This window comes from Mesobacillus stamsii (assembly GCF_030814065.1).
GTDB classification, from domain to species: Bacteria; Bacillota; Bacilli; order Bacillales; family Cytobacillaceae; genus Mesobacillus; species Mesobacillus stamsii.
The window spans coordinates 123,807-137,273 of the sequence record NZ_JAUSUN010000007.1; the positions used below are offsets into that span (position 1 = coordinate 123,807).

At 43.6% G+C, this 13,467-nt stretch carries 10 protein-coding genes; 3 read left to right on the top strand and 7 right to left on the bottom strand.

From position 1 onward, the window contains the following. The first annotated feature begins 14 nt into the window (after positions 1-14). Complete coding sequence (locus tag J2S25_RS08095) at positions 15-1,115, top strand: GerAB/ArcD/ProY family transporter (protein ID WP_044395644.1); 1,101 nt, start codon at positions 15-17, stop codon at positions 1,113-1,115. A 718-nt stretch (positions 1,116-1,833) separates the two neighbouring features. On the opposite strand, the gene J2S25_RS08100 is transcribed toward J2S25_RS08095, so the two are convergent. The 7 genes from J2S25_RS08100 to J2S25_RS08130 form a co-directional block, all read right to left on the bottom strand. Then, positions 1,834-3,003 (bottom strand): PDZ domain-containing protein, encoded by a 1,170-nt coding sequence (locus J2S25_RS08100; protein ID WP_307191631.1) that lies wholly within the window; start codon positions 3,001-3,003, stop codon positions 1,834-1,836. Positions 3,004-3,197: 194 nt separating this feature from the next. After that, positions 3,198-4,640 (bottom strand): S41 family peptidase, encoded by a 1,443-nt coding sequence (locus J2S25_RS08105; RefSeq protein ID WP_307191632.1) that lies wholly within the window; start codon positions 4,638-4,640, stop codon positions 3,198-3,200. 153 nt (positions 4,641-4,793) lie between these two features. Next, positions 4,794-6,125, bottom strand: a complete 1,332-nt coding sequence (locus J2S25_RS08110; RefSeq protein WP_307191633.1) for a murein hydrolase activator EnvC family protein — start codon at positions 6,123-6,125, stop codon at positions 4,794-4,796. A 99-nt stretch (positions 6,126-6,224) separates the two neighbouring features. Beyond that, the gene (gene ftsX, locus J2S25_RS08115) at positions 6,225-7,118 is read right to left on the bottom strand and encodes a permease-like cell division protein FtsX (RefSeq protein ID WP_044395652.1); all 894 of its coding nucleotides are present in this window, start codon (positions 7,116-7,118) and stop codon (positions 6,225-6,227) included. Beyond that, positions 7,108-7,794, bottom strand: coding sequence for a cell division ATP-binding protein FtsE (gene ftsE / locus J2S25_RS08120; RefSeq protein WP_044395653.1), 687 nt, complete (start codon positions 7,792-7,794; stop codon positions 7,108-7,110). The genes ftsX and ftsE overlap by 11 nt, the downstream gene beginning before the upstream one ends. A gap of 348 nt (positions 7,795-8,142) precedes the next feature. Then, complete coding sequence (cccB, locus tag J2S25_RS08125) at positions 8,143-8,460, bottom strand: cytochrome c551 (RefSeq protein ID WP_044395654.1); 318 nt, start codon at positions 8,458-8,460, stop codon at positions 8,143-8,145. A 54-nt stretch (positions 8,461-8,514) separates the two neighbouring features. Continuing rightward, positions 8,515-9,330, bottom strand: coding sequence for a YitT family protein (locus J2S25_RS08130; RefSeq protein ID WP_044395668.1), 816 nt, complete (start codon positions 9,328-9,330; stop codon positions 8,515-8,517). A gap of 350 nt (positions 9,331-9,680) precedes the next feature. Between J2S25_RS08130 and J2S25_RS08135 the strand changes: the two genes are divergently transcribed. Then, positions 9,681-12,179, top strand: coding sequence for a CoA-disulfide reductase (locus J2S25_RS08135; RefSeq protein ID WP_307191634.1), 2,499 nt, complete (start codon positions 9,681-9,683; stop codon positions 12,177-12,179). Positions 12,180-12,437: 258 nt separating this feature from the next. Further along, positions 12,438-13,394 carry a nuclease-related domain-containing protein gene (locus J2S25_RS08140; RefSeq protein WP_307191635.1) on the top strand — a complete coding sequence of 319 codons (957 nt, stop codon included), beginning with the start codon at positions 12,438-12,440 and terminating at the stop codon, positions 13,392-13,394. The last annotated feature ends 73 nt before the right edge of the window (positions 13,395-13,467 follow it).

A 13,467-nucleotide genomic window follows, 5' to 3' on the forward strand; every position in this document is an offset into this window, starting at 1 on the left:
GAAAGGAGGAAATAATGTTGGAAGTCATTTCATACAGGCAATCGGTCTTTCTGCTTTCCATGATTCTTCCTGTCACTGGCCACTTTCTTCTTTTGCCAACGATTTTCAGTTTTTCAGGTCATGAAGCATGGGTGGCAATCTTGCTTGCAGCGCCGTTAAGTTTTCTTTTCGGGTTCATTTTGTACAGGTTGCATACTATCTTTCCAAATTATACATTTAACGATATGCTTACACAAACATTCGGCAAGATAGCGGGCAATTTTTTGAATATTGGCTTACTGTGTTATTTCTTCTATTTAATGCTGATCACCTTTTATGGAATGATCGATTTTATCCAGGTTATTTTTTTACCTGAAACACCAAGGTTTGTTATTGCCATTCCCTTCTTCCTTGTTGTTCTCTATGCATCTTATTCAGGAATTGAAAGCATTGCAAGGATTAGCGAAGCCCTTTTGCCGATCATCATTTTCACAGGTTCTACCATTGGAATTGCCACCATTCCTGAAAAAAACTACAAATTGCTACTCCCTGTATTTGAGAATGGGCTTATCTCCCTGACTTCCAGTATTGTTTTGACAATTGCTTTATATGGTGAAACGTTATTGCTTTTGATGATCCATATAAAAAAAGACCATGCCAAATCGAGATCATTAATGTTTACCAACACCTTGCTGATGGTTTTAATAACCTTCATGTTTTTAGGAACCGTTACCGGCACTATTTCTGTATTTGGAGAGAAATTAGTCCAAACTCTCGAATATCCAGCACAAAGCATTGTGCGTTTGGTTTCTTTTGGTTTCATAGAACGCTTTGATATCTATGGGATTGCTGTGATCGTCTTGGGGAGTGTCATCAGGGCATCCGTTTTACTGATTTCTATTTATCAGATCTTTCGCAAATGGGTTTCAAGCGAAAAAGCTAAATGGCCAATTCAATTGGCCATTATCATTGCTATCGTATTTTTTTCTTTTGCTGTGATTGATAGCCACAGGCATTTCATAAGCATCTACATCACAAACTATTATCCATTAACCGCAGTTATTTCCTTTGGTCTGCCTCTTATTACATGGATTGTGTCCGAATTCAAAAGAATTGCAAAACCTTTAAAATTGTGAAGACTCCTGACAGTGCAACCCTTTTAACCGTATCACCAAGCGTGTCCGACGTGTTACTTGGATTGTTAAAGAAAGAATCCAAAAACCCGAGAAAGTGCGTACCAGAAGCGGTAAATAACCAACCAGATTCATTCATTAATAAATGCAGACTCACCTTGGCCGAAGTGGAGTCTGCATTTATGGGTTGTTTTAACTAAAAATAACTTGAGCCTTGCAAAAATTCGAAACGAAAAAACCGGTGAATACGATATTATTGTTAGCTCCTGCATTGTTTGTTTTTCTCCCCCTTTTAGATTACATATATTATTGTACTTAAGGAGTAACGAGCGGAGAAACTAAAGAACATTTAAGAAGTAAAAACTTGATTTAATAGTTGATCGATCTGACTTCCAACTTTGAATTTATGACCTATTTATGAAGTACCTTAGTTTACAATTTGTTTTTAATTTATGTGATCACTTCTATATGCTTCCCCATCTTAAAATTCAATATAAGCAATTGGATTAGTCGCCTATTTGTAAGTGAAAAGAATCATAAATAAATTAAATGAAAAAGCCCTTTCAAGATGATTCTCTTAAAGAGCTTTTTAGTAAAAAAATATTTTATTAAGTTTTGTAAAACAGTCCAAATAATCTTTCCAATAAATTATGACAAGTTTTCCAGTGGATTTTGACAAATTTCCAATTAATTTTGAAAACCTACAAACTTTCCAGTTATTTCACCCCCACTTTTTCTCATCCTGAACGAAGAGGATGCCTAGTTCGTGGTGGTCTCCTTCAAACAGTGCCCGCTGCACGAAGCGGATTTGTCCGTTCGTATCTAGTACTTCCAGTTTGCAGTGTGCTCTGTTGCGCGATAGTGCCTCATAAAATGATGATTCGTCATGGACGTATGTGCCATTGACCTTGGTGATATGCTCTCCGACTTCCAAAGCCATTTTTTCCGCTGGTGATCCTCTTAGGATACCTAGAATCATCACGCCCTGGTTCTTTTTTGCAAAATAAAACGGCCTGTTCTCTTCCTGCATTTGTTGCAAAAGGGTCAGTGCTTCGCGTCCGATAATCGCGATGGATACAGCTGCGATTGCTGCAATTGGATACCAGTAGCCGATTGCCGCAATCAATGCGATCAGGATGCCAAGTCCGATTACCCGTCTGCCCTGCTGCTGAACGGCTTCCCTCGGCAGCATCCCCTTGATTTGCTGCTGCATGCCGATCGCAAATGGTACGAGCAGCAATGAATAGGAATTTTCGCCAAGCGTGAACACCGGCCACCAGTCGAACGGCAAGGTGAGGGTATTTCCCGGAATCAGCATAAAAGCCGGAACCAGCCACAATCGTTTCACCTCATGGACACCGACTGTCTGGCCGCGCTTGCTCTTGATTAATTTTGGAGAAGTTCCTTTTTTCGCATTCTTTAAAATCAGAAATCCTTCGCCAATTGTCAGCAATGCCAGCAATATAGCGATGGATGGGTATATTTTTTCATCGAGATTTGTAAATAGATCGCCGACGATTTTTTTTCCAGACAGAAAGGCTAGTGCAAAGAACGCAGCACCCACGGTATAGGCTGGAGCGAGCAGTCTGAGTCTCGCGGTAAAGCTCCAAAGCAATGTCGCTGCAGCAATTAATACAATTGCAGCGAACGGAAGGACAATTCCTGCTCCTATAATAATAAGGGAAATCACTAAACCAATCACAATACCAACGGGAAAAAGTTGCCTGAGTTCAAAAAAGGCATCCTCCGATCGGACCGTGAAGTTTTTCCGTTCTCGTTTCACGCGCGAAACACCAAAAAGCGCCGCTAGAAAAAGAGAATAATAGAACACAGGGTGAAGCAGCAGCCTGCCCGTCCCTTTCACTAGTTCCAAGAACCAATCTTGTGCCACCCTATGTCACCAGCCTTTCATGATTTTAAGCTTATTCTATCAAATGTACGGGGGAAAACCTATTAATAGTTGAGGAATATGGAAGGGATTTTTTTCTTATGTCTAATGCGGAGGCATTTTGCCGAACTTTTCGATCACGAGAGAGGATAAGAAAATAACCAAAAAGCTGCACCCAATAAGGTACAGCTTTTTGGTTATTTCGCCAGCAGCCTCAAGGCGGTTTGCAGCTGTAGGTCATTTTCTTCCAGTTTCATTGCCTGTCTGACCGCTTCCTCGAGTGCCGAGGCAGTTTTTGCATCGATGGCACCCGTCACCGGCAGATCATTTTTCCGTTGGAATGCTTTGACGGCAATTTCGGTCATGCCGTTGAAATAGCCATCCGTACGGCCTGGCTCCAATCCAAGGCCGACAAGAATTTCCTGCGCATTTTTGACTTGTTCATTATTCATATCGAGCTTGAGCGGTTTTTCGGCTTGGATGGGATGGGTATCATAAAGCGCCGGCTGCATCACTTCGACGGTTGGCTCGATGCCTTTCTTGTGGATCCAGTTTCCATTCGGCGTCAGCCATTTAAATACCGTCAGTTTAATATTGCTGCCATCCCCCATCGGTACAGCCTGCTGGACTGTTCCCTTACCAAAAGTCTTCTCGCCGATTACTGGATAGCCACCCGCTTCCTTCATTGCCCCGGCCAAGATTTCCGATGCCGATGCACTGCCGTCATTTATCAGCACACCAATTGGGTAGTCTTTCGCTTTATCCAAATTGGAAAAATAGCGTGTCTTCTCGCCGTTTCGTTCCTCTATTTGATAAAGCGGCTTATCTTTAGGGATCAGTTCCCGCAAGATCTCCTCGACACTCGAAAGCAGCCCGCCAGGATTTCCGCGCACATCAATCAACAGGGCATCCAGCCCCGCTTTTTCCAAAGCTGTCAGTTCCTTATCGAACTCCTTTGAGGTTTCCTCGGAAAAAGAGGTGATCTCCAGGTAGCCAACTTTTTCGCCATTTACCTTTTTCATATCACTGTAAACGGTAATTTGGGGGATTTCATCTCGAGTTACTTTTACTTGAATGGGATCATTCAAGCCTTCCCGTCCAATCTCGAGAACGACTGACGTCCCTTTTTTTCCGCGAATTTTCATAGTTGCTTCAAACAAATCCAGCCCTTCAATACTATCTCCATTGATCTTCAGAATTTGATCGTTCGGCTTCAGTCCCGCCTTTTCTGCAGGTGAATTTTTAAATGGTGAAACAATCACCACTTTCCCATCGACGGAACTGACTTCCGCGCCAATCCCTTCAAATGATGACTCCAATGTCTGATTGAATTGCTTGGCCGTTTCCTTGTCCATATAGACGGAATAGGGATCCTCCAATGTGGACAGCATTCCTTGTATCGCACCCTCCACCAGCTTTTCTTCTTCTACCTTTTCCAGATAATTAGTGAAAATCAAACTGTAGGCCTGCGCAACTTTTTCAAGATGGTCCGACTCGCTAGAATTTGCTGGCCCATTTTCCTTGTAAGGAAAAATCTGATGGTCTAGCACTCCAGCGTACCATTGCATTCCGGCGTATGTACCTCCCGCACCAGTCAGCAGCGATCCCGCCATCAAAATGGCAATCCATTTACGATCCATTGCCAAACTCCTCCCTGTTTACCGCATTCTATGATTCCCATTATATGACGAAGATGGACAGGTTATGAAGGATTAATTTTCACATGGCTTGGATATAGGACTAGCAATTGGGAATAAAAAAAGGAAGAGAATGTAAGTCTCTTCCTTACATGCTTATCTCAAATACGGAATAGGGTTGACGTAGTTTCGCTTGTCAGGAGTCCAAGGTCCATCATGCAATTCGAAGTGCAAATGTTGACCGCTAGATTGCCCTGTATTGCCCATTGTCCCAATTCTTTGACCTTTGGAGACGACGGACCCAGGTCCCACTGTTCTTGAACCAGTTCTCATATGTGCATAAACTGTCGTATAGATTTTGCCGTTTATCGAATGGGTAATAAAGATAACTTCCCCATAACTGCTGGATGTATAAGATTGACTGACATACCCATCAGCTGCGGCGACGATTGGAACCGTTCCACCACTCGCTATATCGATTCCGTAGTGGTAAGCTCCCCCTCTGGAGCCAGTGGATGAAGATACATAACCGCGGGCCGGCCACATAAACATGCCATTAGATACGGGAGGCGCCGAAACTTGGGGTGCAGATGTAGGTGCAGAAGACTCTGAAGTCCCGCTTTTCTTCTGTGCCGCTGCTCGATCTCTAGCCAGCTGAGCTTGTTCTCTAGCCAGCTTAGCTTGTCTTTCCTGTTCAGCTGCAATCTCCGCTTGACGTTTCTTCTCGAGCGCAATTGCTTTTTCGATGGCATCGGCTTGTGAAGCTAAAATTTTCTGCTGTTCAGCAATATCGTTGATTTCTCCGTGCATTTGGTGCTCTTCCTGTTCGAGCTCTTTCATCAACTCTTGCTGTCTAGCTATTTTCCCTTTTAGCTGACCTTTCAAGGCTTCTAATTCCTTCTTCATCGATTGAAGATCGGAAAGCTTTGTTTCCACTTGCTTTTGCTTTTTTTCCAAGTCATCTTTATCCTTCTGATGCTGCACAAGAATATCCTTGTCAGCTTGTACAATCGTAGTAACTGCATTTACTCTGTCAATGAAGTCGCTGAAGCTTTGTGCGCCGAGAAGAACATCCATATAGCTGATCGTTCCTCCGCTTTCTTGCATCGAGCGAGCTTTATCCTTCAGCAATGCATTTCTTTTATTAATACGCTCGATCAATTCTGCTATCTCCACTTTCAGCTGCTCGATTTCAGCAGTGGTTTGATCAATTTGAGCATTTTTTTCTTTAATTTTGTTTTCCGTGTCCTTTACTGCAGTATCAAGTGCTCCAATCTCACTCTTTACTTTTTCCTGGTCCGATTGAATTTCCGTAATTGCGGATTTTTTTTCATCAATCTCACTGTTTAATCCGGAGCGTTTATTTAACGCTTCCTGCTTCTTCTGTTCCAAACTGGAAATTGATTCGGCGTTGGCATACATTGGGCTTATCACTGCACCTAGGCTTAAAGTACTGACTACTGCTAGTGAGAGTATCTGCTTTTTCACTAGATCTTTCCCCTCTCTTACTCATGATAGTTTCGTAACTTTTTGTTTCTATCTCTCGTCTATTGGGTATGTAGTGTTTAGGAGAAACGTTCGACTCCCTTACACTTTTAAAAACTTGCGGACGGACATGAGACTTCCCCAGATTCCAATTGCAGCACCCATGATAATCAGGATCGCAGACAGCTGGTAAACAAACGGGTTGAATTCGAGTAATGTAATAAAATGATCTTTTAGCTTTTCGTTTAAGAAGTCAACAGCGTAATAATACGCTGTTGACACTACCGCAATCGGAATGATTGCTCCGAGAACACCGAGCCATAACCCTTCAAGGAAAAACGGCCACCTGATAAACCCGTTTGTTGCTCCTACGAGTCTCATAATCTCAATCTCTCGTTTGCGCGCCATGATCGTGATTTTAATGGTATTCGAGATCAGGAACATGGCCGTAAAAAGAAGTCCGACAATCAGAACGAGTCCGACATTCCGGCTAATTTTTATAAAACTGAATAATTTCTCAACCGTACCTTGACCATATTTGACGGTCGTTACATAATTCAGTTTCTCGAGCTTCTTTGCGACATTCATTGTGTCAGTAGGATTTTTCGTCTTTACGACGAACACATCGTTCAAAGGATTGTCCTGTTCAAACAGCTGGAAGGCTTCCCCCTGGTCGCCAAGACTGGCAATTAGGTTCTCAAGTTCCTTTTCCTTAGGGGAAAAAGTGACATTCTTGATGCCAGAAACTTGATTAATCTGTTGTTCCAATACCTCTTTATCTTTGTCGTTCGCTGCTGCATCCACATGAACTCGGATTTCTACATCCTCCTCGATTGTGGTTGCGACTTTATTTAAATTCATCATAATGACGAAAAAGACACCGACCAAAAGCAGGGTAACCGTTACGGCACTTACGGATGCAAAGGTCATCCAGCCATTCCGGGCTATACTTTTAAAGCTTTCACGAATGTGGCGGCGGAATGTTCTAGCCTTCATATCCGTACTCACCTTTCATTTCATCACGCGCAATCCGGCCGTTCTCAATCGCAATAACGCGATGCTTAATTGTGTTGACGATCTCTTTGTTGTGGGTGGCCATGACAATGGTGGTTCCCCTCATATTAATTTCTTCAAAGATGTTCATAATTCCCCACGAGGTGTCCGGATCAAGATTCCCCGTAGGCTCATCGGCGATCACCACTTTTGGCGCATTCACGATCGAGCGAGCAATGGCAACGCGCTGCTGCTCCCCGCCTGATAGCTCTGTCGGGAGCGCCCTGGCCTTATGCTTCAAGCCCACTAATTCCAAAGTTTCCATAACCCTCTTTTTGATATATTGTGGGGATTCCTCAACAACCTCCATCGCGAACGCGACATTTTCATAGACTGAGAGAGTAGGAAGCAATTTGAAGTCCTGGAATACGACGCCAATATTACGACGAAGCAACGGTACTTTGCTGTCCTTAAGCTTTGCGAGGTTAACACCATTTATAACGATGGATCCTTTTGAAGGCTTTTCTTCCCGGTACATCATTTTTATAAAAGTAGATTTTCCAGCACCGCTAGGTCCTACCACGTATAAAAATTCACCTGCGTCTATATGGACATTCAATCCATTGGCGGCCAAAATGCCGTTGGGATAAGTCTTATACACATCCTGCATATCAATCATTTTTGTATCACCTTAGATAGTTAGTCTTATCACGTGGCTATTCATTCGACAATTTGTAACAAAACTATTATAGCATCTTGTTCTATCAAAAAAACCCTTTTCTATATTACAGTTTCTTTTCAAATTTCATAAAAGGTCCCATAATCCACTGTTCACGTGAATTTAGCTTTACATTTCCGATGCCTTGTTCCCTATTTATCTAGTAAAAACCCTTTTGGTAGGAAGTTTTGAGATTAGTCGAATTTTTAGTTTTATTACGATAGCATAAAATTTTTGTCGATAACTTGTTTGTACAAAATGTGAATGCAAAAAAACGTCCTGCTTTTAACAGAACGTTTCCAATACTCGCTATTTTTTGTTTGCCAACCATTCAGCCACGGCTGAAGCGTCAGCTCCTTCCAATAACTTAGGTGGCATTGCTCCTTGACCATTCGCGATTGTACTTTCAATCTGATCTTGTGATAGCCGGGATCCTACATCACTTAATTTTGGCCCTACGCCGCCTTCCAAGTTGCCGCCATGGCAACTGGAGCATTTTTGGTTAAAAAGTTTTTCTGGGTCTGCCCCAGCCTTGTCGCCGCCAGCTTGATCGCCGCCACCGCCACCGCCACAGGCTGCCAGCGCTAACGTTGTACCCATTAATAATGCCGCTAGTTTTTTCTTCAAACGTATCTCCCCTTTCGAAAGTTTTACAAACATGACTACTATATTATACCAATATTAAGCTCTTTTAAAACCCTCCCCCAATACTTCCGAGGCATCCATTACAATCACGAATGCAACGGGATCAATGGATTGGACTAAATGTTTCAATTTTGTGAATTCCGTCTGATCGACGACACACATGATAATCGGCCGTTCTTGGTCGGTATAACCTCCGTATGCTGATAGTTTTGTCACACCACGGTCAATTTTATTCAAAATCGCTTCACGAACTTCATCCTGGCGATTCGTGATGATCATTGCCATCTTTGAGCGACCGATGCCGACCTGAACGAGATCAATTGTTTTACTAGTCACATACAGCCCGATCAAAGCATAAAGTCCACGCTCGATATCAAAGACAATCGCTGCCGACAAGACGATTAGTCCGTCGATCAACGCCACGCATGTACCAATTGAAAGTCCCGAAAATTTTTGGATAATTTGCGCTGCCAAATCCGTTCCGCCGGTGGAAGCATTTCCTCTAAAGACAATTCCAAGCCCCAATCCGACGCCTATTCCTCCGAATAAGGATCCTAACAACGGATCGAGAGTCCATGGCTCCACATCGCTTGTCAGGAACACGACGAAGGGCAGAAAGATCGTTCCTGCAAGTGTTTTATACCCATATTGCCTTCCTAGAAAAATAACTCCCGCGATAAATAATGGAATATTTAAGGCCCATTGCACGTATGCCGGCTCCCAGCCAATCGTCGCATCCAAAATCGTACTAATTCCGCTCACTCCACCCGAAGCAATCCGGTTCGGCAGCAGAAACACATTAAACGATAGAGCAACAATCCCAGAACCGATCAACACATAGCCATATTCCATCAACCTGGATATAGCTGGATGAATCTTCTGATTTCGCCGTTTTTTCACTGTCCTATCCCCTTTTCCGTTTATGCCGTCAGTGAGTATAGCATGTCGCAAATTTTCTGTAAACGATAACAATGCGCCGTGTTAAAGGAGAAAAGTGGCAGGAGTTTTTACAGGCTTTTGTCGCTTGTGAAATTATGAACATTTTTTGACGTTTTCCTAAATACCCTTACCCCTAGTCGTACTTTGTGATATATTTCACGTATAGGATTGATTAGTATTCCTGTCTGGAGATGAAATTATTTTTTTTAACAAAGATTGCTCAATATTACACAATAAATTTTTTCAGAAAGAGGGTATTTTAAATGGCTAAAAAAGTGGTAATCGTAGGTGGAGTTGCTGGTGGTGCTACAACGGCTGCCCGGTTGAGAAGATTGGATGAACAGACAGAAATCATAATGATCGAACGGGGAGAATACATTTCTTTCGCCAACTGCGGCCTTCCTTATTATATTGGTGGGGCGATTCAGGAACGCGACGCATTGCTTGTACAAACAGTGGAAGGCATGTCAAAAAAATTCAATATGGATATTCGCAATTTGAGCGAAGTAACGCGCATTGATCGGGAGCGCAAGATGGTGGAAATCAAGAATTTGAAAACTGGCGAATCATACGAAGAAAATTATGATGTGCTTGTGTTATCACCCGGAGCGAGCCCTATTAAGCCTCCGATTCTAGGCATTGATGAGGCACAAGCATTGTTTACGCTTCGCAATATCCCGGACACTGATAAAATCAAGGCGTATGTTGATGAGCAGCAGCCAAGGAAAGCAGCAGTGATTGGCGGTGGCTTCATCGGTGTCGAAATGGCCGAAAACCTCCGGGAACGCGGCATTGAAGTAACACTGGTTGAAATGGCGAACCAGATTATGGCGCCAATCGATTTTGAAATGGCTTCTATTTTACACCAGCACGTTCGTGAAAAAGGCGTAAACCTTGTGCTTGAAGATGGGGTGAAATCTTTTGATAACAATGGAAAACTGATCAACCTCACCAGCGGAAAGCAGCTCGAAACGGATTTGATCATCCTTGCGATCGGTGTCGTTCCTGAAAATAAATTGGCGAAGGAAGCGGGCTTGGAGCTGGGACATCGCGGTGCGATTCGTGTTAATGAACGATTGCAGACAGCAGACGAAAGCATCTATGCCATTGGCGACGCGATTGAAGTGAAGGATTACATCAATGGCCAGGCGACTCACATTCCGCTTGCATGGCCAGCTAACCGCCAGGGACGCATCGTCGCTGACCGCATCAACGGCATCGACTCTAAGTACCAAGGAACCCTTGGCACATCGATTGCGAAGGTATTTGACATGACAGTTGCCGCAACAGGCAATAACGAAAAAACATTGAAGCGACTTGGCATTTCTTACGATGTTGTGCACGTTCACCCAAGCTCTCACGCCGGATACTATCCAGGTGCGTTCCCAATTGCCCTGAAATTGATATTCGACCGTGAGACAGGAAAAATCTTTGGCGCTCAGGCTGTATCGTATGATGGTGCCGACAAACGAATCGATGTGTTGGCAACAGCCATCAAAGGCGGCATGACCATTTTTGACTTGCCAGATCTTGAGCTCGCATACGCACCGCCTTACTCTTCCGCTAAAGATCCGGTCAATATGGCGGGATATGCAGCCAAAAATATCGCCGAAGGTCTTGTGGACACTGTGCAGTGGCACGAGATAAATGACATTCTAGCGGACGGCGGATATTTGATTGACGTTCGCGAACCAATCGAGCGCGACATGGGGATGATCGACGGCTCTGTGAACATTCCGCTTGGTGAGCTGCGTGAGCGACTTGACGAGATTCCGACGAAAGACGTATACGTGTACTGCCAAGTTGGACTTCGTGGATATTTGGCTTCACGGATCCTCAAGCAGGCTGGATTCAATGTGAAGAACCTCGATGGCGGATACAAGACTTATTCTTGCGTGTTCGAGCCAGATGCGAGCGAAAACTGCGGAACACCAATCAGCGATAACGGCGTTGCCCAGCGGAATGCTGCAATGGAGGAACTCGCAGCTGGTGCAGCGCAGGCAAGTGTTGGATTAGCATTAGAGTCTTCGGCGAAAACAACGACTCTTGACGCTTGCGGCTTGTCTTGTCCTGGCCCAATCATGAAGGTTTACAAAACAATTGGCGACATGAAGGAAGGCGAGGTGCTGGAAGTTCACGCGACCGACCCAGGCTTCGGAAAAGACATCAACGCATGGTGCGAAAAGACCGGCAACAAGCTGCTCAGCTATAAATTTGAGGATAAAAAGTTCAAAGCTCAGATTAGGAAAGGGAACGTTGTCGCGATGGCCGCTCCTATCGAAGTGCCAGCCAGAAAGGGTGCGACAATGGTCGTATTCAGCGGAGAGCTCGACAAGGCCATCGCTACCTTCATCATCGCATCTGGCGCCGCGGCGATGGGAAAAGAGGTAACTTTGTTCTTCACCTTCTGGGGACTGAACATCTTGAAGCGCAACGATGCACCATCTACTGAAAAAGACATGATGGCAAAAATGTTCAGCATGATGATGCCAAAAGGCGCTAGCGACCTGCCGCTGTCCAAAATGAACATGGCCGGCATGGGATCAAAAATGATCAAGACTGTCATGGCCAACAAAAACGTCGACAGCCTTGAAACCTTGATGAAAAACGCCATCGACGCCGGTGTGAAACTGGTTGCTTGCGGCATGAGCATGGATATTATGGGAATTTCCAAAGAAGAGCTAATTGACGGAGTCGAGATTGGCGGCGTTGCAGCATATCTTGGAGATGCAGAGGACTCTGGGTTGAATTTGTTCATCTAATAAGTGGAGCGGTCCTCTATGTTGAGGGCCGCTTTTTTTCCTTTTTTTCCATATTGAGGTTAAATGAGAGATAGAGTCCCTTTTGGGAGAGATTTTATTAATAATCCGAGAGAATATTTTGTCACGCTGAGAGAATCTCACTGTGTGCCGAGAGATTCCGCTTTTTAAATGAGAGATTCCATTTTTCTGAACTTCAAGCAGGACTTTTCAATCGTCATGTTGAATATAATCATCAAAATAATAAGGAGTGATTCCATTTTGATTGTAAAAAAGAGAGAAATACCATTACGAATCTTGATTGATGAGGCTTTATTGAGGCGCCTTCCTCTCAATCATCCAAAAAGAACCGAAATTACCCAAGATCTTTTGATTCGAAGAGCCGGATTCAAAGGGGAACAGGACATGGACTATTATCTCAGCCTGCTAGACGATTCCGAATTCTATATTCTCCAGAATATCCGCCTTCCTTTGGGAAACAATCACTTCCAAATCGATTTCCTCTTGCTCTCCATTACTTTCATCCTTTTAATCGAAAATAAAAATATGCCTGGCTATATTGAATTCGACGCAGATTTTAACCAGGTCATTCGCAGGAATAATGGTAAAACGGAGATTTACGATGACCCAGTCTTGCAAGTAAAAAGGCAATTGATTCAGCTGGCCCATTGGCTCAAACTGAACCACTTCACAATTCCTCCACTGGAATTCCTCGTCACCTACAGCAATCAAGGCTCCATCCTTCAAAACCCAACCAAAAATGAAGAAATATATAAAAGAGTTTGTAAGGGCGGAGCTGCAGTCATGAAAATAGAGGAATTCAAAAATCGAAACACCAAAGAAATCTTTTCGCAAAAGGATATAAAAAGATTAGTTAAATTTTTGATTAAAAGCCATGAACCCGAGGGATCCCATCTGAATAAATTCAGTCTTTCTTCAGCGGATTTCGTTCTAGGGGTTGCTTGTCCATCCTGCAGCCGGCTGTATATGGAGCGAATATCAGGGAGCTGGCACTGTGCCAATTGCGGAACCAGCTCATCTGATGCACATGTACAAACGATAATGGATTACTTTTTAATCGGTAACCCCTCCATCACAAACAAGCAGCTCAGGCTGCTGTTAAAGCTTCCATCAGATAAAACAGCTTCTAGGCTCCTCCTCAACACGAATCTCCCCTTTTCAGGGACCACAAAAAACAGAGTTTATTTTCCAAAGTAATTCCTTATAATCCATTATTTGGATAAATGAGAGAATAGAATGTGTTGGCGAGAGATTCTTGATTTATTATGAG

What these genes read in the sequence shown, in the direction of transcription:
- J2S25_RS08095 (WP_044395644.1), top strand. Translation starts at nt 15, where the DNA reads ATGTTGGAAGTCATTTCATACAGGCAATCGGTCTTTCTGCTTTCCATG.
- J2S25_RS08130 (WP_044395668.1), bottom strand. Translation starts at nt 9,330, where the DNA reads ATGGAATATGGCTATGTGTTGATCGGTTCTGGGATTGTTGCTCTATCG.
- ftsE (WP_044395653.1), bottom strand. Translation starts at nt 7,794, where the DNA reads ATGATTGATATGCAGGATGTGTATAAGACTTATCCCAACGGCATTTTG.
- J2S25_RS08135 (WP_307191634.1), top strand. Translation starts at nt 9,681, where the DNA reads ATGGCTAAAAAAGTGGTAATCGTAGGTGGAGTTGCTGGTGGTGCTACA.
- J2S25_RS08105 (WP_307191632.1), bottom strand. Translation starts at nt 4,640, where the DNA reads ATGGATCGTAAATGGATTGCCATTTTGATGGCGGGATCGCTGCTGACT.
- ftsX (WP_044395652.1), bottom strand. Translation starts at nt 7,118, where the DNA reads ATGAAGGCTAGAACATTCCGCCGCCACATTCGTGAAAGCTTTAAAAGT.